Origin of the sequence: Stenotrophomonas sp. CFBP 13725, from assembly GCF_014841935.1 — a bacterium.
Classification (GTDB): domain Bacteria; phylum Pseudomonadota; class Gammaproteobacteria; order Xanthomonadales; family Xanthomonadaceae; genus Stenotrophomonas.
Genome location: NZ_JACYUV010000014.1, coordinates 47,374 through 67,856 on the forward strand (window position 1 = coordinate 47,374; position 20,483 = coordinate 67,856).

Consider the following 20,483-nt stretch of genomic DNA (forward strand, 5'->3'; position numbering starts at 1 on the left):
TGCTCGTGAATCGCGTATTCCCTGCATGATCCCAAGCCTTATCCTGCTGCTCGCCCTGCCCTTCCTGTTGGCCGTGGCGGTCGCCGCATTACCCCGAAGTTCGCGCAGCACGGCCGCCTGGTTGGCCGCGGCCGCGCCGTTGGCCGGTCTCGCCCTGCTTGCCACGCTGACGCCGGCCGTCCTGGATGGCGAGGTGCTGCGCAGCAGTGGCCAGTGGCTGCCGCAGATCGGGCTGGATTTCACCCTGCGCCTGGACGGCCTGGCCTGGATGTTCGCCGGGATGGTGCTCGGCATCGGCGCCCTGGTGGTGCTGTATGCCCACTATTACCTGAGCCCGCAGGACAACGCGCACCGCTTCTTCTGCTATCTGCTGCTGTTCATGGGCGCGATGCTGGGCATGGTGCTGTCCGGCAACCTGCTGCTGTTGATGATCTTCTGGGAACTGACCAGCATCAGCTCGTTCCTGCTGATCGGCTTCTGGTCACACCGCCAGGACGCACGTGAAGGCGCGCGCATGGCGTTGGTCATCACCGGTGGCGGTGGCTTGGCGCTGCTGGGTGGCGTGCTGTTGATCGGCCGCATCGTCGGCAGCTTCGATCTGGACGTGGTACTCGCCGCAGGCCAGCAGATCCGCGACAGCGCGCTGTACCCGTACGTGCTGTTCCTCGTGCTCGCCGGCATCTTCACCAAGAGCGCGCAGTTCCCGTTCCACTTCTGGCTGCCGCAGGCCATGACCGCGCCCACCCCGGTGTCCGCCTACCTGCATTCGGCGACCATGGTGAAGGCCGGCGTGTTCCTGCTGGCGCGCCTGCACCCGGCGCTGGCCGGCACCGATCTGTTCTTCTATACGGTCAGTGGCATCGGCGCACTGACCCTGCTGATCGGCGCGTGGAATGCCATTTTCCAGCACGACCTGAAGGGTCTGCTGGCCTATTCCACGATCTCCCACCTGGGCCTGATCACGATGCTGTTCGGGCTGTCCACGCCGATGGCGGTGGTCGCCGGTGTGTTCCATATCCTCAACCACGCCACGTTCAAAGCATCGCTGTTCATGGCGGCCGGCATCATCGACCACGAAACCGGCACCCGCGACATGCGCAAGCTGGGCGGGCTGAGGAAGCTGATGCCCTTCACCAGCGCGCTGGCGATCATCGCCTCGCTGGCGATGGCCGGCATTCCCCTGCTCAACGGCTTCCTGTCCAAGGAAATGCTGTTCGCCGAAGCCCTGGATGCGGGGGGCCCGGAGCCGATGCGGCTGGCCATGTCCATCGCCGCGCTGCTGGCCGGCGTACTCGGCGTGGCCTACAGCCTGCGCTTCGTGCACGACACGTTCTTCGGCAAGGGCCCGCACGATCTGGATCGCGTGCCGCACGAGCCACCGCGCTGGATGAAGGTGCCGGTAGAAATCCTGGTGGTGATCTGCGTGGCGGTGGGTATTGCGCCGGCACTGACCATCGCGCCGGTACTGCATGCCGGTGCAGCGTCCATCCTGGGCGCCCGGATGCCCGAGTACAGCCTGTCCATCTGGCATGGCTTCAATCTGCCGCTGGCGATGAGCGCGGCCGGCGTACTCGGCGGCATCGCGCTGTATTTCGGGCTGCGCAGGCTGATCAATCTGTATGCCGTGCGCAACACCACGCCCGGGCGTGACGCTTTCCATCACCAACTGGACCTGCTCTCCGCGCTGGCCCAGCGGCTGACTGGCGCCATCGCCAACGGCAGCCTGCAGCGCATGCTGCTGGGCCTGGTGGTGGTGGCGGTGATCGTCGGTGCAGCGCCGTGGCTGGCCGCGCCCGCTTGGCCGAACTGGCCCTCGCCACAGCCGATGCCGTTGCTGGGCTGGGCGCTGTGGGCGGTGATGATGGCCTGCGCCATGGCCACCCTGCGCATGTACAAGCAGCGCCTGCTGGCGGTGCTGCTGGTGGGCGGCGTCGGCCTGATGGTGGCCATGACCTTCGTCTTCCTGTCCGCACCGGACCTGGCATTGACCCAGTTGCTGGTGGAGATGGTCACCCTGGTGCTGATGCTGCTGGGCATGAACTACCTGCCGGCGCAGTCGGTGACCGAGCGCTCCAAGCTGCGCAAGTACCGCGATGCCGGCATTGCCTTGGTGGCCGGCCTCGGGCTGGCCGCGCTGGCCTACACGGCCATGACCCTGCCGCCGAACACGATGGCCGGTGAGATGCTCGCCCGCGCCCTGCCTGAAGCGTATGGCAGCAACGTGGTCAATGTGATCCTGGTCGACTTCCGCGGCTTCGATACCTTCGGCGAGATCACCGTGTTCGGCATTGCCGCCCTGGTGGTGCATGCCATGCTGCGGCGGTCGCGGATGGCGCCGGAACAGATCATGCCCGGCCCGCCGATCAAGCTGCCGGTGCCGGCCGACCTGGCACAGATCATGTTCCCGCTGACGCTGACGGTGTCGATCTTCATGTTCCTGCGCGGCCACAACTCGCCCGGCGGCGGCTTCATCGCCGGGTTGATCCTGGCCGTGCCGCTGCTGATCCAATACGTCATCCAAGGCACCGCCTCGGTGGAGTCGCGCTTTGGTTTCGACTACATCCGCTGCATCGGCATCGGCCTGCTGATCGCGGTCGTGAGTGGTTGTGCGTCGATGCTGTTCGGCGTGCCGTTCCTGACCAGCGGTCACCTGGACCTGCACCTGCCGATCATCGGCGACGTGCCGCTGGCCAGCGCCATCGGCTTTGATACCGGCGTGTACCTGGTGGTGTTCGGGGGCGCGATGCTGATGCTTTCCATGATGGGCACCATCAAGCCGTCGCGCACCCGCACCGCGCGCCGCGGCGAGATCGATCCGCAGAAACGTTCCGCACTGACCGGGGAGATGCGCTGATGGAACTGGCCATTGCAAGCGCCATCGGCGTGCTGACGATGCTCGGCGTGTACCTGCTGCTGCGTGCGCGCAGCTTCGATGTGATCCTGGGCATGACCTTCCTGTCCTATGCCACCAACCTGCTCATCTTCGCCGGGGGCCGCCTGGTCGCCGGCAAGCCGCCGGTATTGAAGGAAGGGCTGGACGCGAACCTGGGCAACTACACCGATCCCCTGCCGCAGGCGCTGGTGCTGACCGCCATCGTGATCGCCTTTGCGATGACGGCGGTGACGATCGTGCTGGCGATCCGCAGCCGCAGCGACAACCACAGTGACCATGTGGACGCGCACGAGCCGGACGACGATGCACCGCCGCGCCGCGACGAGGACCACGCATGAACCATCTGGTGATCCTGCCGATCCTGATCCCACTGCTCGGCGCGTCGCTGTCGTTGTTCGTGGAACACCGGCGCTTCGGGCCGCGCATCCAGCGCGCCGTCGCATGGGCGTCACTCACCGCATTGCTCGCCGCGGTGCTGCTGTTGTTCGCGCGCACGGCCGACGGTGTCGCCCTGGTCTACCTGCTCGGCGACTGGCCAGCCCGGTTGGGCATCGCCCTGGTGGCCGACCGGCTGTCGGCGTGGATGGTGCTGACCACCGCCCTGCTCGCCATCGGCTGCCTGATGCATGCCTGCTCCGGCTGGGACCGCCGCGCACCGCACTTCCATGCTTTGTTTCAGTTCCAGCTGGTTGGCTTGAACGGCGCGTTCCTGACCGGCGACATCTTCAACCTGTTCGTATTCTTCGAAGTGATGCTGATTGCTTCGTATGGCCTGCTGCTCAGCGGTGGCCGTGGCCTGCGCATGCGCATCGGCCTGCATTACGTGGTGTTCAACGTGACCGCGTCCACCCTGTTCCTGATCGCGCTCGGCCTGCTGTACGCCACGCTGGGTTCACTGAACATGGCCGAGATCGCGCAGCGCATTGCCGAGGTACCCGCCTCGCACCTGGTGCTGTTGAAGGCCACCATGGGCTTGCTGCTGCTGGTGTTCTGCGCGAAGGCGGCACTGATGCCGCTGTACCTGTGGCTGCCCGAATCGTATGCGCGCGCGCCGGCGGCCGTTGCCGCCCTGTTCGCCATCATGACCAAGGTCGGCCTGTACGCCGTGCTGCGCATCCAGAGCCTGTGGTTCGGTGACGAAGCCGGTGCGATGGCCGGCTACGGCCGCGACTGGCTGCTATGGGCCGGCGTGGTGACGCTGGTGCTGGGGGGCTTGGGCGTACTGGCCGCCGTGCGCCTGCGCGTGCTGATCTCGTATCTGGTGGTGGTGTCGGCCGCCACGCTGTTCATCGCTTTCTCGGTGGGCAACCAGCAGGTGCTCGCCGCCGGCCTGTATTACCTGCCGCACAGTACGTTCGTCGCAGCGGCGCTGTTCCTGATCGCCGATCTCATCCGCCGCCGTCGCGGCGGTGCCAGCGACCGCAAGGAAGTGATCGCGCCGATGCCGGGCAAGGAAACGCCCGCCGTGCTGTTCCTGATCGCGGCTATTTCCATCGCAGGCCTGCCGCCGCTGTCTGGCTTCCTCGCCAAGGCCGCGCTGCTGCAGGGCATGCCGCCCTACCTGACCGCACCGGTCTGGGCAGCGGTGCTGGGCAGCAGCCTGCTGGTCATCATGGGCCTGGCCCGGGGTGGCATCCGGCTGTTCTGGCGTGTCCCCCACGCCGAGCCTGACGCGCCCAAGCCGCGCAAGGCACCGACGCGCCGGATAGAACTCCTGGCGGCGTGCCTGCTGCTGCTGTACGGCGTCGGCATGACCGTCTTTGCTGCGCCGCTGATGCGACACGCTGATGCGATCGCCAGTGACCTGCTGCAGCCCTCGGGCTATGTTGACCAGGTCCGCGCCACCCAGCCGGAGGTCCGCAATCCATGACCCAGAAACGTCCCCTGCTGCGCCGGATCTTTCCCTCGCTGCCACTCACGATCATGGTCATCGTGTTCTGGCTGCTGATGTCGGACAGCTTCAGCGTGGGCCTGCTTGCGCTGGGCCTGCTGCTCGGGCTGGTCGTACCCCTGTTCGCCGCGCGCCTTGACCGCGAGTTCGCCCGCATCGGGACCCTGCGGCCCGTGCCCAAGCTGCTGGCGGTCACCCTGTGGGACATCCTGGTGTCCAACATCGAGGTGGCCGGCCAGGTGCTGGGCAAGGAAAGCAAGATCCACCCGGGCTTCGTCTGGATTCCGTTGGACATCGCCAACGTCCATGGCATCGCCGCGCTGACCAGCATGATCACGCTGACCCCGGGCACGGTGTCCGCCGCGCTGAGTGACGACCGGAAATACCTGCTGGTGCATGTGCTGAACCTGGACGATGAGCAGCACCTGATCACCGAGATCAAACGCCGTTACGAGGCCCCGCTGATGGAGATCTTCCCATGACCGGATTCGATGTCATCCAGAACACCCTGGTGGTATGCATGCACGTGGTGGGGCTGGCGATGCTGCTGGCCACCTGGCGCCTGCTGCGTGGCCCCACCGTTCCCGACCGCATCCTCGCGCTGGACACCCTGTCAGTGACCGCCATTGCCCAGTTGATGCTGTTCGGCATGTACCTCAACTCGGCCATCTACTTCGAGGCCGCGCTGATCCTCGCCATGCTCGGTTTCGGCAGCACGGTGGTGCTGAGCAAGTTCGTGCTGCGCCGGGACATCGTCGAATGATCACGGCCATCCAGATCGTGCTGTCGGTGGTGCTGCTGTTCGGCTGCTTCTTCATCCTGGTCGGTGCGCTGGGGCTGGTGAAGCTGTCCACCTTCTTCAAGCGCCTGCATGCACCGACCAAGGCCAGCACGCTGGGCGTGGGCTGCGTGCTGGTGTCATCGGTGGCGTATCACATCTTCCTGGGCCAGGATCCGCAGCCGCGCGAGCTGCTGATCACGATCTTCCTGTTCATCACCACGCCGATCAGCGCCCATCTGATGGCCAAGGCGGCGCTGTCACTGCTGATGGAAACCCGCCCTACCCTGCCGGGTAACGAGCGGGCGAAAGAAGAGCAGTTGCCGCCACCGGAACCGGTGCGCGAGAAGGTGGTGGAAGAAACCAACGACACCTACACGTCGAACGAAAGCAAAACAGACGAACGAGAGGGCTGACCGCGGGGTCAGCTTGCCAGCAGCGCCAGTTCCAGACCTACCCAGGCACCGAAGGCAGCGAGCAGTACCCCGCCTTCCACGCGGCTGATGCGCAGGTCGCCGCGCAGCATCGGGTACAGCACCAAGGCGAACGCCAACACCGCCGGCAACTCCAGCCGCACGAAGGAGGCCGGCAAGGCGAGCGGCTGGATCACCGCCATCGCGCCGATCACCAGCAGCAGGTTGACCACGCTCGAGCCCAATACATGGCCCAGCACCATGTCACCCTGGCCACGACGCGCGGCCATCACCGCCGCCGCCACTTCCGGCAGCGCGGTGCCGATCGCCACCGGCAGCAGGCCGACCAGCAGCGGCGTCCAGCCCAGCGCCGTGCCGAAGTCCGACGCGGCACCGACCACCAGCCGGGCACCCCAGTACAGCGTCAGCGCCGCAAGCGCGAGGCGGACGACATTCAACAACAGGTTCGTGCGTGAGACAGCGGACTCGGCAATCGATGCCTGTACCTCTGGTGCCTCGCGCCGGCCCGCATGCAGCAACCAACCGAACGCCAGACCGAAGGCCGCCAGCAGGATCGCGCCCTCCCAGCGCTGCAGTGCGCCGTCCAGGCCGAACACCAGCAGCAGCACTGCGCCCAGCAGCAGGCATGTCCACGAGCTGCGCAGCGCGCGTGCCCGCAGCAGCAACGGCATCGCCAGTGCCGCCACCGCGAGGGTCAGGCCCAGGTTGGCCAGCGTGCTGCCGACCGCGTTGCCCAGTGCGAGCTCAGGCTGGCCCACCGCCAGCGCACGGGCGTTGACGGCGAGTTCCGGCACCGACGTCGCCAGGCCCAACAGCACCAGCCCGGCGGTGAAGGGCGACGCGCCGAAGCGCTGTGCGAGCCCGGATGCCGCCTTGACGATTGAATCTCCGCCCAGTGCCAGCAGCAACAGGCCGAGCAGGAACCATGCAAGAGCGGCGGCAATCATGGGGCGATCCTTCGGCAGGCGATGACCGCGATTCTACGTCGGCATCAGGCCTTGTGGTGGCTACGCCGGCTACGCCTTGAGAGGGATCAGCCGCAGCCTTCCACGTAGTCGACCTGTGGCGACTTGCCCACGCGCCAAGCGCCCACCTTGCCATCCGCGGCCACCGTGAAGTCCATGATGGCCTGCCCTTCCTGTGCGGGCCGCACGCGCAGGTGCTGGGCCTGCGCGTCGTACTTGTCCGGACCCACGTCGGCACGCTCGGGGTACAGCTGCTGCAGTTCACCCAGGGTCATACCCACCCGGCCACCGCCCGGTGCCACGACGCCCGGGCCGCGCACGTCGTAGCGCACCAGCTTCTTGCTCTCGAACATCAGCCACGGGCCTTCCGCCGATTCCTTTTCCGGACGCAGGTAATGGCAATCGTCATCGGGCACCTCACCCTGCAGTGGCGCACCGAAGCGGCCGCGCACTTCGTCTACCGTGGCGCCAAGGGCGATGGCGCCGTAGCCATCCAGGCGTGCCGGGCTGTCACTGCGCAGATCGACCGGCGACTTTGTCGCCATGTCCGCGTCGCTGGCCAGGTTGGCGTCGGTGCCGGACGAAGCCGCGGCTCCGGCAGTGGACGGCGCATCGGCCTGCGCGGTTTCCGGGGCCTTGCTGCAGGCGGAAAGTGACAGGGCCAGCAGGCCGGCGAGGGGCAGCATCTTCATGACGGTATCTCCTGGAAGGTAGTGGGCAGACGCTAACGCGGGCAGTGTGCACACGCCGCATTGTCATCAGCGCTTAACCGCGACGGTTCAGGCTCGGCCTGCACCGCACTGACCGCCCGCCATGCTCCCGCGCAAGACAGACCAAGCCCGCACTGCATTACAGGCCCATCGGGCCCCGCTGGACATGCGCCAGAGGCGCCTGCTCATCCTCTGCGATGGCCAGCGCGATCTGGCCGCGCTGACCGCGTTGATCGGGCCAGAGACGCCAGCGATGGTGATCCAGCTGGTGCAGGCGGGCTATCTGCTCACCACGCCCGAGGCGACGCCGTCGGCAACAGGGCCGGCCACTGCCGCGGACGCAGGCGTGCCGATCAACATCCCGCCGGCCAGTCCCGAGCGACGGCGGTCACTGGCCGCTGCGCGCATCTATCTGCTGGGCATCCTGGAGATGCAGCGTCATCCCCAGGCCGCCACGCTGCTCCGCGGTCTGCAGCTGTCCCGCAGCGATGGTGACGTGGTTCTGGCCATGCAGGCGGCCCTGCTCGCGCTGCCCACACTGACGTCAGTGGGTTATGCCGAACGCGTGCGCGAGCGCCTGCTTGAAGTCATGCCCACCGAGCACGGCAACCCGTTCGGTGCCGTGGCCGCTTAGCAGGACGGCTTCAGCGGGTGCGGAAGTGGTTCCGCAGGCCGTTCCAGCACTGCTGGTAGTCGGCCTGCCGGTGGCCCGCAGCCACCGCCTGCTGGGTCGGCCGGATCACGCCGCGCGTCTCGAACATGAAAGCCATCGTGTCCTTGATCACGTCCGGCTTGGACAGATCCGCCACGGAGGCCTTGTCGAAGGTCGGCGCATCCGGTCCGTGGCCACTCATGCAGTTGTGCAGCGACGCACCGCCCGGCACGAACCCTTCTGCCTTTGCATCATAGGCGCCGTGCACCAGCCCCATGAACTCGCTGGCGACGTTGCGATGGAACCACGGCGGGCGGAACGTATGCTGCGCCACCAGCCAACGCGGCGGGAAGATCGCGAAATCCATGTTGCTGGTGCCGGCTGTATCGCTGGGCGAATGCAGTACCAGGAAGATCGAGGGATCCGGATGATCGAAGCTGATCGAACCGATGGTGTTGAAACGCCGCAGGTCGTAGCGGTAGGGCGCGTAGTTGCCGTGCCAGGCCACCACATCCAACGGTGAATGATCGATCGGCGCGCGCCACAGCTGACCATCGAATTTCGCCACCAGTTCGAAGTCACCGTCGATGTCCTCGAACGCCGCGTGCGGTGTCTCGAAGTCACGCGGATTGGCCAGTCCATTGGAGCCGATCGGCCCCAGGTCCGGCAGCTTCAGCAGCGCACCGAAGTTCTCGCACACATAGCCGCGTGCCTGCCCATCGGGCAGCTCCACGCGGAAGCGGATGCCGCGAGGAACCACCGCGATCTGCTGCGGTTCGACCTCCACCACGCCCAGCTCGGTCAACAGGCGCAGGCGACCGAGCTGCGGCACGATCAGCAGCTCGCCGTCGGCGTTGTAGAAGTAACGACCCTGCATGTCGCGGTTGGCGGCATACAGGTGGATCGCCACGCCCGCGTGTGCGTCCGGTCCCCCGTTGCCGCCCATCGTGTACAGCCCTTCGATGAAATCGGTCGGCGTTTCAGGCATCGGCAGCGGGCTCCAGCGCAGCTGGCCCGGCGCAGCGGCCAGTCCGTGGAAGCTGCCCTGCACCTGCGGCTGCGCGAATGCGGTGAACTCACCGTGGGTGACGGCAGGACGGATCCGATACAACCAACTGCGCCGATTGGCGCCACGCGGCGCAGTGAACGCCGTGCCGGACAACTGCTCCGCGTACAGACCGTGGGCGACGGTCTGCGGCGCATTCTGTCCAACCGGGAGCGCGCCTTCCAAGGCCTCACTGGCGAACTCGTTGCCGAATCCCGTCTGGTAGCCGCGTGCCTGCATCGTGTTGGTCATCTGGAGCGTCCTGTTGTGTACCGGCCCGTGGCCGGCACGTACCCTTGCCGGAACCGACCTTACAGTACGCCGCGGCGCATCTGGTCGCGCTCGATGCTTTCGAACAGTGCCGTGAAGTTGCCTTCGCCGAACCCTTCATTGCCCTTGCGCTGGATGATCTCGAAGAAGATCGGCCCGATGCTGTTCAAGGTAAAGATCTGCAGCAGCTTGCGCTGGTGGGTTTCCGGGTCGGCATCGATCAGGATCTTGTTCTTCGCCAACCGGGCAACGTCCTCGCCGTGGCCGGGGACACGCTGGTCGATCACGTCGAAGTAGGTGTCCGGCGTATCCAGGAACTGCACACCCTGTTCGCGCATCGCTTCCACGGTTGCGTAGATGTCGTCGGTGAAACAGGCGATATGCTGGATGCCCTCGCCCTTGTAGGCGTCGAGGTATTCGTTGATCTGGCTCTTCGGATCGGACGATTCGTTCAGCGGAATGCGCACGATGCCATCGGGCGCGGTCATCGCCTTGGACACCAGGCCGGTCTTCAGGCCCTTGATGTCGAAGTAGCGGATCTCGCGGAAGTTGAACAGCCGCTCGTAGTAGTCCGACCACTGCTGCATGTTGCCGAAGTACAGGTTGTGGGTCAGGTGGTCGATGAAGGTCAGGCCGAAGCCAACCGGGGCCGGATCGGCGCCTTCCACCGGCGCGTAATCGTCACCGTAAATGCTGCCGGACGTGCCATAGCGGTCCACCAGATACAGCATGCAATCGCCGATCCCCTTGATCACCGGCGCGTCCACGGCCTTGGACTCCGGCTTGAACGCGATCGCTTCGGCACCGTTGCCCAGGGCGGTCTGGAAGACCTCGTCACCCGGCTTCTGGAAGCGGATGGCGAATCCGCAGGCGCACGGGCCGTGCTTGTCGGCGAAATCGGCGGCGAACGAATCCGGGTCTTCGTTGACCAGGAAGTTCACCCCGCCCTGGCGATAGACCGTGATCGGGCGCGCCTTGTGCTTCAGCACGGCGGTGAAGCCCATGCTGCGGAAGTAGGCGTGCAGCTCCTCGCCACGGCCAGCAGGGGCGGCGAATTCGACGAACTCGAAGCCATCGATGCCCATCGGATTTTCGAACGTGGTCACCTGCATGCCGAGATTGGGGTGCGAGGCGGTCTGGACGGTGGTATTCATGGCATAAGCTCCGAAACTTTTCCGCAACAAACCAGGTGCGGTCGACAGAGGGACCCGCGACAATGCGGGGTCAGCATTCCCTTTATAGTTACACCTGAAACCACCAGCAAGGTGCACCGCAACATGAGTCCAGTCGATACCGCCTCTACCAGCGTGCGCGCCTCGCACGTCCTGCTCGATCTGGAGCAGTTCCTGCCGTACCGGCTGAGCGTGCTCTCCAACCGGGTCAGCGGCAACATCGCCAAGCTCTACGGCGATCGTTACGGCCTGGCGATCCCGGAGTGGCGTGTGATCACCATCCTGGCCCTGTACCCGGGCTCATCGGCGAGCGAAGTGTCCGAGCGCACGGCGATGGACAAGGTCGCGGTGAGCCGCGCCGTGGCACGTCTGTTGGAGCGCGGCTTCATCAAGCGCGAAACCCACGGCGACGACCGCCGCCGCTCCGTGTTGGCGCTGTCGGCGGCCGGCTTCGAGGTATACGAGACCATCGCGCCGCTGGTGATTGAAACCACCCGCAAACTGATGTCCGTGCTCAGCGAAGACGAAGAGCAGCTGTTGGAAACGCTGATCCTGCGCCTGGCCGGCGAAGGCCTGCAGCGCATGGGCGAATAGCAGGAAAACGCGCCCGACCCCGATCCTGCCGCAGCTGATGCACCCCGCCGCCGAGCACGGCTCGGCGCTACCGGTGGGCCCACCCGCCTCGGTAGAGCCGGCTTCAGCCGGCTGCGGCACGCCCGACCCACCCCGGTAGAGCCGGCTTCAGCCGGCTGCTGCAAGCCCGACCCACCCCGGTAGAGCCGGCTTCAGCCGGCTGCGGCAAGCCCGACCTACCCCTGTAGAGCCGGCTTCAGCCGGCTGCTGCAAGCCCGACCTACCCCTGTAGAGCCGGCTTCAGCCGGCTGCTTCAAGCCAAGGCAGCCGACTGAAGTCGGCTCTACCAGCCGGCTGCTTCAAGCCAAGGCAGCCGACTGAAGTCGGCTCTACCCTCAGCTCTACCCCTCGGCTCTCAGCTCAGATGCTTGCGGCGGGCGTAGACCCACGGCGCGGCCAGGGCGCCGATGGCCCCGGCGGCGAAGCCGAGCGATGCCGCCACGGTGGCCGCTTCAATGGCGCCCGGCAGCGCCAATGCGGCGGTCACCAGCAGTACCGACGGCAGGCCGACAAACGCCGCCAGGAAGAAGCGCCAGCGCGGCATCCATGTACCCAACTGCAGCAGGCTGACCGGCTGCCATGCTTCGCCACTCGCGTCTTCAGCCATCCTGCGTGCCAATTTGGGCAGGTCCACTTCCGGCGCGATCCGGCCCTGCCCGGCCAACGCCAACGCACCGGCCACTTCGTCCGCCGCCGGGTAGCTGGCCGGCCACGGCACCGGCGCCGACACGCCGTAGGCGGTCAGCAGCGGCACGCTGAGCCACGGCGCCGGCAGCGCGCGCAGGCGACGACGGCCGTGCACGCACCACAGCTGCGGCTGGCCATGGGCGGTGGCGGTGTACAGCGACAGCTCCTCGGCCGGAGGGTAATCCAACATGCTCGTGCGCGCGGCCAGCGTCTCCACGCCCATCGCACGCAGGAAGCCCGGGCGGCTGCGTCCTTCCTGCATCCAGCCCAGCCCCAGTGCGCCAACCAGATAGGCCTCGGCGTGATCCTTGCTACCGGCCATCGCGCGTTCGTCGCTGGCCAGGAACCACGCCAGCGACTGTGGCTCGGCCACGTCCGCTTTGCTCCAGCGCCCACTGTCACCCAGCACGTGGCGCAGCGGCAGGCGGACGGGCGCGGTCTGGCCGCGCTCGGCCGTGCGCAGGAACGGCAGGACGCTCTGCACGAAGCTGCCGATATCCAGCGCACGCGCACCCGGGCCCATCCACTCCGCCGGCAACAGGCCGGCCAGCTTCGGATCGCGTGCCAGCAGGTCCAGCTGTGCTTTCTGTTCCACCAGCTTCTGCACCGCCGCCGCCAGCACGGTGTTGTCCGGCAGCCCGACGATCGGCAGCGTGTGCACGGCCGTCGCGGCGGCAGACACCGCCGCGTCGCCCACGCTGTCATCCATCAGCACCGCCACCGGCGGCAAGCCCACGGTGTCGGCGGGGGGATGGTCAAGAAGGTCGCTGTGCATCGGCCGCTCCGGTCGCGCGCCACGATCAGCGTGGCGTCGGTACCTTGCCGTTAGCGGCGGCCGCGAGGTGAAGTTGAGTCCGGCACCCGCGCGATCAGCGCGGCGCCCATTCCTTCATGAAGGCGAGGAACTTCGCCCGGTCGTAGCTCTTGCCTTGTTCCAGCTCGCCGGTGAACTGCGAATGCAGCAGGCCGCCTTCGGCATCCAGCACGAACAGATGCGGGTAACCCTTCACTTCCGGGTACTGCGACAGGAAGACCTTGTTCTCGTTGTCTTCGCTGTAATTGACCTTCATCCAGATGTAGTTCGCATCGCGCAGGCGGCGCACTTCCGCATCGCCTTCGACGAACCTGTCGAGGATGTGGCACCACGGGCACCATTCACCGCCCACGTCCAGGATGATGCGCTTGTTGCCGCGCTGTGCTTCGACCTTGGCCATTTCCAGGTCGGTGGCCGGGTCACGGGCCGGATCGAATGCGGCATTCAGCGCCGCGATGGCGGCGATATCCGCCGCCGCCGGGCTGTTGCCCGAGGACACCGGCACGCTGGGATCAGCGGCCGGTGTCCCGGTGGGGCGCGTATCAAGCGGTTGCGCGGGCGCCTGGCTGGCCTCCGGAGTGGACTGCGAGCACGCGGCCAATGCAGCGGCCAGCAGCCCCATGGATATCCAACCTGTTGTCCTGCGCATGCGCTTTCCTCTTACTTGACGCCGTGCATCAGCTTCTGGATCAGCGGTGCCACCAGGAACAGCAGCACGCCCGAGCCCACCAACGCGTAGAAACCAAAGGTATACCCGGCATGCGCGGATTGCACGGTCATGCCACCTTCGCCGCTGACCCGCCCGGCGAAGATGCCCGCCAGGTTGTTGCCGATGGCGATGGACAGGAACCAGCAACCCATCGCCATGCCGCCCAGGCGTGCCGGGGCAAGCTTGGTGGTCATCGACAGGCCGATCGGCGACAGGCACAGCTCACCCACGGACTGGATGACGTACACCATGAACAGCGTCCAGAACGGGATCTTGCCCGCGCCGTCGACCATGCTCGACAAGGCCACCATCAGCAGCAGGAAGGCCAGGCCGTTGAACACCAGGCCCAGGCCGAACTTGCGCGGGATGGACGGATTGGCGCGGCCCATCTTCACCCACATCCACGCCAGCAGCGGGGCCAGGGTGATGATGGCGATGGAGTTGACCGACTGGAACCACTCCAGCGGGAAGGTCCAGTCACCGAACTGACGGTCGACGATGCGATCGGCCAGGAAGGTGAACGAGCTGCCGGCCTGTTCGAAGAACATCCAGAACAGGACGTTGAACATGAAGATCACCAGCATCGCGATGACCTTGTCGCGCGCCACGGTGCCCGTGCGCACGCCTTCCACCAGCAGCATCACGGCTGGCACGATGAACAGCGCCATCAGCAGCATCTGCAGCGCCTGCGCGTCGATGGTCAGCAGGAAGTAGAACAGCGGCACACCGATGATGGCGCCGACGATGGCGACAAGGCCCACGCGACCATTGCTTTCCTGGCCCGGTGCCGGCGCGCCGATGCCCTTCAGCTGGCTGCGGCCCAGCCAGAACCACACCAGGCTCACCAGCATGCCCACGCCGGCGCAGATGAAGACGATCTGGTAATGCGGCATCGCGTCGGTGCCGAAGATCTCACGCGCCAGCCAGCCGGTGATCACCGGGGCGATCATCGCGCCCAGGTTGATGCCCATGTAGAAGATGGTGAAACCGGAGTCACGGCGGGCATCGCCCTGCAGATAGAGCTTGCCGACCAGCGTGGAGATGATCGGCTTGAACAGACCATTGCCAACGATGATGGTGGCCAGGCCCAGCTTGAACAGCAGCTCGGTCGGCGAGGCCAGCATGAACAGGCCGACGGCCATGAACAGAGCGCCCAGCAGGATGGAGCGCTGGAACCCGATCAACTTGTCAGCGACATAGCCACCGAAGATCGCGCCGGCGTAGACCAGGGCCAGGTAGGCGCCGTAGAGCTCGCTGGCGGGCCGTTCACCGGTGGCATCGCCGCCGTGGAACTGGGCCACGATGTACAACACCATCGCCCAACGGATGCCGTAGAACGCAAAGCGCTCCCAGAACTCGGCCATGAACAGCATCCACAACGGACGCGGGTGGCCTAGCAGTGTCTTGAACTCCGGCACAGCCGGTTCGGGGGTATTCGCAGTGGCGTTCAGGCTCATGCGGGATTCCTGGTTCGGTGGATGACAGACACGTCCCTGTGCCGGCGTAACGCGCGAGCATCACCGACTTCTGGCGTTCACGTCAAATACACGCTTATCGCAACAAGAGGCCGCGTGCTCGCTGAACTTGCAAATGCAACGAATTCAGCTTCCTGGCAAGGAAGCTGAACCGGCAGCAGACGCATCTGCCCTGATTGCTGGCCACTACACACGACACGTCTATGTCGGTTATCGATCATCGATCACCACGCGCTTTTACCGACTGACTTCCGCACATCGGCTCAAAGACACCCCGGCAGGGTCCACGTAGGGTCAGGAACGACGCTGATTGCTGCGTGCGGCTCAGGGTCATCTCATCCTACTTTCTGGACTTTCCATGAAGCGATTGACCCCGCTACTGGCCATGGCGCCCCTCCTGATGGGTGCCTCCGCGTCCGCCGCTCCCCTGGAGTGGACTTCCTGCCCGGACGATATTTCAAGCAGCTTTCCCCGTCTTGGAGACCGCCTGCAGTGTTCACAAACCCAGGTCCCACTGGATCATGCGGGGTCAGTGCCCGGCACGCTGACACTCGAACTGCTCCGCGTGCGCGCCGCCCATCCGGCCGAGCGACGCGGCGTGCTGATGGTGAACCCCGGCGGGCCTGGACTGGGCGCCATGTTCTTCACCGCCAGCTTGCCCGCCAACTGGGAGGCTGAGGCAGGTGGGGCGAGCGACAAACACCGGATCTCCGAGCGCCACGACCTTATCGCGGTACAGCCCCGCGGGCTGAGCTCAGGGAGCGAACTGCGCTGTAGATCCTCGGCCGTGCTGAAACCCTACGGCCGGATTACGGATGACCGTTCAAGCGCAAATCTGATCGCCATCAATGAGAATGCCGCCGTCATCGCCGCTGGATGCAGCGCCCACCCGTGGTCGCGATTCATTACCACCGAGCAGACCGCACGTGACATGGATCTGGTGCGAACTCAGCTGGGTGAGGAAAAAATCAATTACTGGGGCGTGTCCTACGGCACCGAACTGGGCGCATGGTATGGCCTCCTGTTCCCCGACCACGTTGATCGGATGATTCTGGATTCCAACGTCGACTGGACCAAGGGCATCCAGTACACCGCCATTCCCAAATCAGACGCCCGCCAAGTGATCTACCAGCGTTTCCTGGTCGAGCGTGCTGTTGCACGGCCCGAGGTGTATGGGCTGGGCACGGATGCGCAGGCAATCGATGACCTGTTTGCCGATCTGGAGCCGGTTTTCCGCGACACCGTCAGGTACAGCCTTGGCAGCGTCGAGTCATTGATGGCCGCGCGCGTGCTTCAATCCTGGTTGCGCGAATCGCCCGACATGGACGCAAAGGCGCTGGATGAACGCATCACGGGCCATCACTTCAGCGATGATCCCGATGTGGACGCAGCGGCTCGACGATCCGCGCAGCATGCGGCCGTCGACTGGTTCAGTGCTCCGGAATCGCCCAGTCCACTCGACCTGAACCCGACCAGTTCCGTCCAGTACACGGTTCTGTGCAACAGCTCGGAAGCCATTCAGCCGCCGTCTTTCTGGGACGATATGGGGAATCGACAAGCGCGCGAAAACCCGGTCGGGGGCAGTACGGAAAGCCATCAACCCTGTGCGTATTGGCCGGTTTCAGTACCCGCAAGACCCGACATGGCAGGTTTGAATGCAGTACGGAACCTGATGGTGCTGCAGATGGAGTTCGATGCATTCACCCCGCGCGCAACCGCATTCAATGCGTTCACCTCCATTCCCTCCGCCTCCATCGTCTACGCCGCTGGACTGCAAGGCCATGGAATGATCTACAACGGCGTTTCATCGTGCGTTGATCGGGTGACTACCGCGTTCATGGCCGACGGCATCCGACCCGGACGCCTGCATGTCTGCGAGCATGCACCCACGTCCGTGCAGCCGACCACGGACAAACTGCGCCAGATCGAAGCACGCGCGCGTCAATCGCGCGGTCTGCAGCACATGCCTGCAGACCGCTGACACCGCACCCGGGCACCGCGCTGGAGCTCACCCCTCCAGCGTTGTCCGCACCTGGAACAGCTCCGGGAAGAACGTGAGCTCCAGCGCCTTGGCCAGGAACCCGACGCCGGAAGAACCCCCGGTGCCGCGCTTGAACCCGATCACCCGCATCACCGTGCGCATATGGCGGAAGCGCCACAGCTGGAAGGCGGTCTCCAGATCCACCAGGTCTTCGCACAGTGCGTACTCGCGCCAATACTTATCGGTGTTCTGGTAGATGCGCTCGAACACCGGGTGCAGTGCATCGTCGGCCACGTGCGGCTGGCTCCAGTCACGCTGCAGGTACTGCGCCGGGATGTCATGACCGAAGCGGGACAGATACTGCAGGAATTCCTCATACAGGCTGGGGGCCTCCAGCGTCTCGCGCAGGCGCTGCTGGCCCGCCACGTCATGCTCGAACACCTTCAGCATCTGCGCGTTCTTGTTGCCCAGCAGGAACTCGATGTAGCGGTACTGCAATGACTGGAAGCCCGAAGACGGCCCCAGCACGTCGCGGAACCCCATGTACTCGGAGGGCGTCAGCGTTTCCAGCACCGACCACTGCTCGGTCAGCTGGCGCAGCACCAGCTTGCTGCGCGCGAGCACCTTCTGGCACTGCCAGACCTGGTCGCGCTGCAGGAAGCTGATCGCCGCACGCAGTTCGTGCGCCAGCAGCTTCAGCCACAGCTCCGAGGTCTGGTGCTGGATGATGAACAGCATCTCGTCGTGATGCGGCGGGCTGGACAGCGGCTGTTGCGCCGCCAGCAGCTGGTCCAGCCGAAGATAGCCGCCGTAGGTCAGCCGATCCTGTAGATCCGTATGGATACCGGCTTCGAGATCGCGTTGGTTGTTATCGACGGACATGGGGGCAGGACCGGTCAAAGGCCGCAAAGCGTAGCAGGGCGCAGGCCTGGGACGAGCAACGCCACCGCACCCGATCCATTCCCAGGTGATCGCCCCTGTTGCGTGGAACGTGAAATACAGCGCACTGGCGCGTGGAACCGCTTCCCACCTGTGCCACTGACCGCGCCGGAGGGGTAATGTGGTGCTGTGCAGCATCGGCTGAATACGTTGCTGTTGCTGGCGTTCTGCGCAGGGACACGCGCACTGAACGGGCAAACTCTTGCTGCGCCGCAGGACAGCTTTTTCCTATGCCGTCCTTAACATGGCAATTCATATCATTTGTAACTTCCTGTCGAAGGTGTCGTCCGCAATGACAGTTGCTGCTGAGTTCAAGATCGAATATCTCCAATACCTGGACGCGGACGGGAAGCTCGTCCGTGATGACCTGCCCGCCTCCCTGCGGGATCCCAAGGTGCTGGTCCCGCTGTTCAAGCAGATGCTCTATGTGCGCGTCTTCGACAGCAAGTCCATCGCCCTGCAGCGCACCGGCAAGCTGGGCACCTACGCCGCCTGCTTGGGCCACGAAGCGGCGCATGTGGGCATCGGCGCGGCCATGGCGGTGGGCGATGTGTTCGCGCCCAGTTACCGCGAATACGGCGCGATGTTCATGCGCGGCGTGCGCCCGTACGACGTGCTGATGTACTGGGGCGGCGACGAGCGTGGCAACGACTACGGTGGCAATGCGGCCAAGGACTTCCCGTTCTGCGTGCCGATCTCCACCCAGTGCCTGCATGCTGCCGGTGCTGCGTTGAAGTTCAAGCTCAACGACGAAAAACAGGTCGCCGTGGCCGTCTGTGGCGACGGTGGCAGCTCCAAGACCGACTTCTATGCCGCACTGAATTCCGCCGGTGCCTACAAGCTCCCGCTGATCCTGTGCATCGTCAACAATGGCTGGGCCATCTCCGTTCCGCGCTCGGCGCAGACCGGTGCCGAAACGCTCGCGCAGAAGGGGCTGGCCGGTGGCCTGCACTGCCTGCAGGTGGACGGCAACGACCTGATCGCCGTGCTGGCCGCCATGGAACAGGCGCGCGAACGCGGCCTGTCCGGCAATGGCGGCACCGTGCTGGAGCTGATGACCTATCGCCTGTCCGACCACACCACCGCCGACGACGCACGCCGCTACCGCGACGATGCCGAAGTGAAGGATGCCTGGTTGCTGGAGCCGATGCTGCGCCTGCGCAAGTACCTGACCGCGCAGGGCGTATGGAGCGAAGCCGAAGAAAAGGCGTGGATCGAGGAGTGCGGGACGCGCGTGGACGAGGACGTGAACCAGTACCTCAACACGCCGGTGCAGCCGGTCGAGGCGATGTTCGACTTCCTGTACGCCGATCCGCCGCCGGACCTGCTGGCCCAGCGCGCTGCTGCCATCGCCCTGGAGCAGCGTCATGGATGAGATCAAGCACGGCGCTCCTGCTTCCCGCACCAATGCCGCCGACAGCGCTGCTGTCGCCGGTGGAGACACGGTCATGACCACTACGCCCATCACCCTGATCGAAGCCATCACCCAGGCATTGGCCTGGGAGCTGGAGCACGACAAATCGGTGCTGGTGCTGGGTGAGGACGTCGGCGTCAACGGCGGCGTGTTCCGCGCCACCGCCGGCCTGCAGCAGCGCTTCGGCGCCAACCGCATCCTCGATACCCCGCTGGATGAAACCACGATCGCCGGCCTGACCATCGGCCTGGCCGCACAAGGCATGAAGCCGGTGGCCGAAGCGCAGTTCGACGGCTTCATGTACCCGATGGTCGACCACATCATCTGCCATGCCGCGCGCCTGCGTACTCGTACGCGTGGCCGCCTGCACTGCCCGATGGTGCTGCGCGTGCCGTGGGGCGGTGGCATCCGTGCACCGGAACACCACAGCGAAGCCAACGAATCCATCTTCACCAACGTGCCGGGGCTGCGCGTGGTGCTGCCGTCTTCGCCGCAGCGTGCCTATGGCCTGCTGCTGGCCGCGATCCGCGAGCCGGATCCGGTGATTTACATGGAGCCCAAGCGCATCTACCGCCAGTACAAGGAAGTGGTGGTCAACGATGGCGAGGCGCTGCCGCTGGATGTGTGCTTCGTGCTGCGCGACGGTACCGACGTGACCCTGGTGACCTGGGGCGCGCAGGTGAAGGAAGCCTTGGAAGCGGCCGACAAGCTGGCCGGTGAAGGCATCAGTGCCGAAGTCATCGACGTCGCCACGCTGCGTCCGCTGGACTTCGCCACCATCGCCGAATCGGTCGCCAAGACCGGTCGCTGCGTGATCGTGCAGGAGGCGCCGAAGACGGCGGGCTTCGGTGCGGAGATCGCCGCGCGCCTGGCCGAGGAATCGCTGTACGACCTGTTGGCCCCGGTGGAGCGCGTGACCGGCTATGACACGCACATTCCGCTGTTCCGCCTGGAAATGAAGTACCTGCCCAGCGTGGAGCGGATCGTGACGGCCGCCAAACGCGCCATTGCGGCAGGCTGA

Annotated in this window: 19 protein-coding genes; 11 read left to right on the top strand and 8 right to left on the bottom strand. The window is 65.6% G+C overall.

Annotated features, from left to right (window positions below):
* Positions 1 to 25: 25 nt before the first annotated feature.
* The 6 genes from IFT65_RS16860 to IFT65_RS16885 are packed head-to-tail and all read left to right on the top strand — an operon-like array spanning position 26 to position 5,978.
* A complete protein-coding gene (locus tag IFT65_RS16860) occupies positions 26 to 2,854 on the top strand; it encodes a monovalent cation/H+ antiporter subunit A (protein WP_192082542.1) in 2,829 nt (942 codons plus the stop codon).
* Positions 2,854 to 3,231, top strand: coding sequence for a Na+/H+ antiporter subunit C (locus IFT65_RS16865; RefSeq protein WP_192082544.1), 378 nt, complete (start codon positions 2,854 to 2,856; stop codon positions 3,229 to 3,231). Before IFT65_RS16860 ends, IFT65_RS16865 begins: the two co-directional genes overlap by 1 nt.
* Positions 3,228 to 4,763: a monovalent cation/H+ antiporter subunit D gene (locus tag IFT65_RS16870; protein ID WP_188325272.1), complete on the top strand. Its 1,536-nt coding sequence runs from the start codon at positions 3,228 to 3,230 to the stop codon at positions 4,761 to 4,763. The genes IFT65_RS16865 and IFT65_RS16870 overlap by 4 nt, the downstream gene beginning before the upstream one ends.
* Positions 4,760 to 5,266 carry a Na+/H+ antiporter subunit E gene (locus tag IFT65_RS16875; protein WP_188325273.1) on the top strand — a complete coding sequence of 169 codons (507 nt, stop codon included), beginning with the start codon at positions 4,760 to 4,762 and terminating at the stop codon, positions 5,264 to 5,266. The genes IFT65_RS16870 and IFT65_RS16875 overlap by 4 nt, the downstream gene beginning before the upstream one ends.
* On the top strand, positions 5,263 to 5,547 hold the full coding sequence (locus IFT65_RS16880) for a K+/H+ antiporter subunit F (protein ID WP_188325274.1): 285 nt from the start codon (positions 5,263 to 5,265) through the stop codon (positions 5,545 to 5,547). The genes IFT65_RS16875 and IFT65_RS16880 overlap by 4 nt, the downstream gene beginning before the upstream one ends.
* Positions 5,544 to 5,978 (top strand): Na+/H+ antiporter subunit G, encoded by a 435-nt coding sequence (locus IFT65_RS16885; RefSeq protein ID WP_192082546.1) that lies wholly within the window; start codon positions 5,544 to 5,546, stop codon positions 5,976 to 5,978. Before IFT65_RS16880 ends, IFT65_RS16885 begins: the two co-directional genes overlap by 4 nt.
* Positions 5,979 to 5,986: 8 nt before the next feature.
* On the opposite strand, the gene IFT65_RS16890 is transcribed toward IFT65_RS16885, so the two are convergent.
* Both IFT65_RS16890 and IFT65_RS16895 read right to left on the bottom strand, forming a co-directional pair.
* Positions 5,987 to 6,943: a sodium:calcium antiporter gene (locus IFT65_RS16890; RefSeq protein ID WP_192082548.1), complete on the bottom strand. Its 957-nt coding sequence runs from the start codon at positions 6,941 to 6,943 to the stop codon at positions 5,987 to 5,989.
* Positions 6,944 to 7,029: 86 nt separating this feature from the next.
* A complete protein-coding gene (locus IFT65_RS16895) occupies positions 7,030 to 7,653 on the bottom strand; it encodes a hypothetical protein (RefSeq protein WP_192082550.1) in 624 nt (207 codons plus the stop codon).
* Between the two features lie 121 nt (positions 7,654 to 7,774).
* Between IFT65_RS16895 and IFT65_RS16900 the strand changes: the two genes are divergently transcribed.
* On the top strand, positions 7,775 to 8,305 hold the full coding sequence (locus IFT65_RS16900) for a hypothetical protein (protein WP_192082552.1): 531 nt from the start codon (positions 7,775 to 7,777) through the stop codon (positions 8,303 to 8,305).
* Positions 8,306 to 8,315: 10 nt separating this feature from the next.
* Here the strand turns inward: IFT65_RS16900 and hmgA are convergent, their stop codons facing one another.
* Positions 8,316 to 9,620, bottom strand: coding sequence for a homogentisate 1,2-dioxygenase (gene hmgA, locus IFT65_RS16905; protein ID WP_192082554.1), 1,305 nt, complete (start codon positions 9,618 to 9,620; stop codon positions 8,316 to 8,318).
* Positions 9,621 to 9,679: 59 nt separating this feature from the next.
* Positions 9,680 to 10,792: a 4-hydroxyphenylpyruvate dioxygenase gene (hppD, locus tag IFT65_RS16910; protein ID WP_188325280.1), complete on the bottom strand. Its 1,113-nt coding sequence runs from the start codon at positions 10,790 to 10,792 to the stop codon at positions 9,680 to 9,682.
* Between the two features lie 123 nt (positions 10,793 to 10,915).
* Here hppD and IFT65_RS16915 point away from each other — a divergent pair, with 123 nt between their 5' ends.
* Complete coding sequence (locus IFT65_RS16915) at positions 10,916 to 11,404, top strand: MarR family winged helix-turn-helix transcriptional regulator (RefSeq protein WP_188325281.1); 489 nt, start codon at positions 10,916 to 10,918, stop codon at positions 11,402 to 11,404.
* Positions 11,405 to 11,798: 394 nt separating this feature from the next.
* Here IFT65_RS16915 and IFT65_RS16920 read toward each other — a convergent pair whose 3' ends face one another.
* The 3 genes from IFT65_RS16920 to IFT65_RS16930 form a co-directional block, all read right to left on the bottom strand.
* Positions 11,799 to 12,905, bottom strand: coding sequence for a hypothetical protein (locus IFT65_RS16920; RefSeq protein WP_249405203.1), 1,107 nt, complete (start codon positions 12,903 to 12,905; stop codon positions 11,799 to 11,801).
* A gap of 94 nt (positions 12,906 to 12,999) precedes the next feature.
* Positions 13,000 to 13,593, bottom strand: coding sequence for a thioredoxin family protein (locus tag IFT65_RS16925; protein WP_192082556.1), 594 nt, complete (start codon positions 13,591 to 13,593; stop codon positions 13,000 to 13,002).
* Between the two features lie 11 nt (positions 13,594 to 13,604).
* Positions 13,605 to 15,110 (bottom strand): oligopeptide:H+ symporter, encoded by a 1,506-nt coding sequence (locus IFT65_RS16930; RefSeq protein WP_192082558.1) that lies wholly within the window; start codon positions 15,108 to 15,110, stop codon positions 13,605 to 13,607.
* A 376-nt stretch (positions 15,111 to 15,486) separates the two neighbouring features.
* Between IFT65_RS16930 and IFT65_RS16935 the strand changes: the two genes are divergently transcribed.
* Positions 15,487 to 17,109: an alpha/beta fold hydrolase gene (locus IFT65_RS16935; RefSeq protein WP_192082560.1), complete on the top strand. Its 1,623-nt coding sequence runs from the start codon at positions 15,487 to 15,489 to the stop codon at positions 17,107 to 17,109.
* 27 nt (positions 17,110 to 17,136) lie between these two features.
* On the opposite strand, the gene IFT65_RS16940 is transcribed toward IFT65_RS16935, so the two are convergent.
* Positions 17,137 to 17,991, bottom strand: a complete 855-nt coding sequence (locus IFT65_RS16940) for a tryptophan 2,3-dioxygenase family protein (RefSeq protein WP_192082562.1) — start codon at positions 17,989 to 17,991, stop codon at positions 17,137 to 17,139.
* A gap of 349 nt (positions 17,992 to 18,340) precedes the next feature.
* Between IFT65_RS16940 and pdhA the strand changes: the two genes are divergently transcribed.
* On the top strand, positions 18,341 to 19,423 hold the full coding sequence (gene pdhA / locus IFT65_RS16945; protein WP_188325286.1) for a pyruvate dehydrogenase (acetyl-transferring) E1 component subunit alpha: 1,083 nt from the start codon (positions 18,341 to 18,343) through the stop codon (positions 19,421 to 19,423).
* Entirely contained in the window at positions 19,416 to 20,483 is a 1,068-nt protein-coding gene (locus IFT65_RS16950; RefSeq protein WP_188325287.1) for an alpha-ketoacid dehydrogenase subunit beta, read from the top strand. Before pdhA ends, IFT65_RS16950 begins: the two co-directional genes overlap by 8 nt.

Bases quoted from the DNA above. Each gene is read 5' to 3' on its own strand.
- IFT65_RS16860 (WP_192082542.1), top strand. From the start codon at position 26: ATGATCCCAAGCCTTATCCTGCTGCTCGCCCTGCCCTTCCTGTTGGCC.
- IFT65_RS16865 (WP_192082544.1), top strand. From the start codon at position 2,854: ATGGAACTGGCCATTGCAAGCGCCATCGGCGTGCTGACGATGCTCGGC.
- IFT65_RS16870 (WP_188325272.1), top strand. From the start codon at position 3,228: ATGAACCATCTGGTGATCCTGCCGATCCTGATCCCACTGCTCGGCGCG.
- IFT65_RS16875 (WP_188325273.1), top strand. From the start codon at position 4,760: ATGACCCAGAAACGTCCCCTGCTGCGCCGGATCTTTCCCTCGCTGCCA.
- IFT65_RS16880 (WP_188325274.1), top strand. From the start codon at position 5,263: ATGACCGGATTCGATGTCATCCAGAACACCCTGGTGGTATGCATGCAC.
- IFT65_RS16885 (WP_192082546.1), top strand. From the start codon at position 5,544: ATGATCACGGCCATCCAGATCGTGCTGTCGGTGGTGCTGCTGTTCGGC.
- IFT65_RS16890 (WP_192082548.1), bottom strand. From the start codon at position 6,943: ATGATTGCCGCCGCTCTTGCATGGTTCCTGCTCGGCCTGTTGCTGCTG.
- IFT65_RS16895 (WP_192082550.1), bottom strand. From the start codon at position 7,653: ATGAAGATGCTGCCCCTCGCCGGCCTGCTGGCCCTGTCACTTTCCGCC.
- IFT65_RS16900 (WP_192082552.1), top strand. From the start codon at position 7,775: ATGCTCCCGCGCAAGACAGACCAAGCCCGCACTGCATTACAGGCCCAT.
- hmgA (WP_192082554.1), bottom strand. From the start codon at position 9,620: ATGACCAACACGATGCAGGCACGCGGCTACCAGACGGGATTCGGCAAC.
- hppD (WP_188325280.1), bottom strand. From the start codon at position 10,792: ATGAATACCACCGTCCAGACCGCCTCGCACCCCAATCTCGGCATGCAG.
- IFT65_RS16915 (WP_188325281.1), top strand. From the start codon at position 10,916: ATGAGTCCAGTCGATACCGCCTCTACCAGCGTGCGCGCCTCGCACGTC.
- IFT65_RS16920 (WP_249405203.1), bottom strand. From the start codon at position 12,905: ATGCACAGCGACCTTCTTGACCATCCCCCCGCCGACACCGTGGGCTTG.
- IFT65_RS16925 (WP_192082556.1), bottom strand. From the start codon at position 13,593: ATGCGCAGGACAACAGGTTGGATATCCATGGGGCTGCTGGCCGCTGCA.
- IFT65_RS16930 (WP_192082558.1), bottom strand. From the start codon at position 15,110: ATGAGCCTGAACGCCACTGCGAATACCCCCGAACCGGCTGTGCCGGAG.
- IFT65_RS16935 (WP_192082560.1), top strand. From the start codon at position 15,487: ATGAAGCGATTGACCCCGCTACTGGCCATGGCGCCCCTCCTGATGGGT.
- IFT65_RS16940 (WP_192082562.1), bottom strand. From the start codon at position 17,991: ATGTCCGTCGATAACAACCAACGCGATCTCGAAGCCGGTATCCATACG.
- pdhA (WP_188325286.1), top strand. From the start codon at position 18,341: ATGACAGTTGCTGCTGAGTTCAAGATCGAATATCTCCAATACCTGGAC.
- IFT65_RS16950 (WP_188325287.1), top strand. From the start codon at position 19,416: ATGGATGAGATCAAGCACGGCGCTCCTGCTTCCCGCACCAATGCCGCC.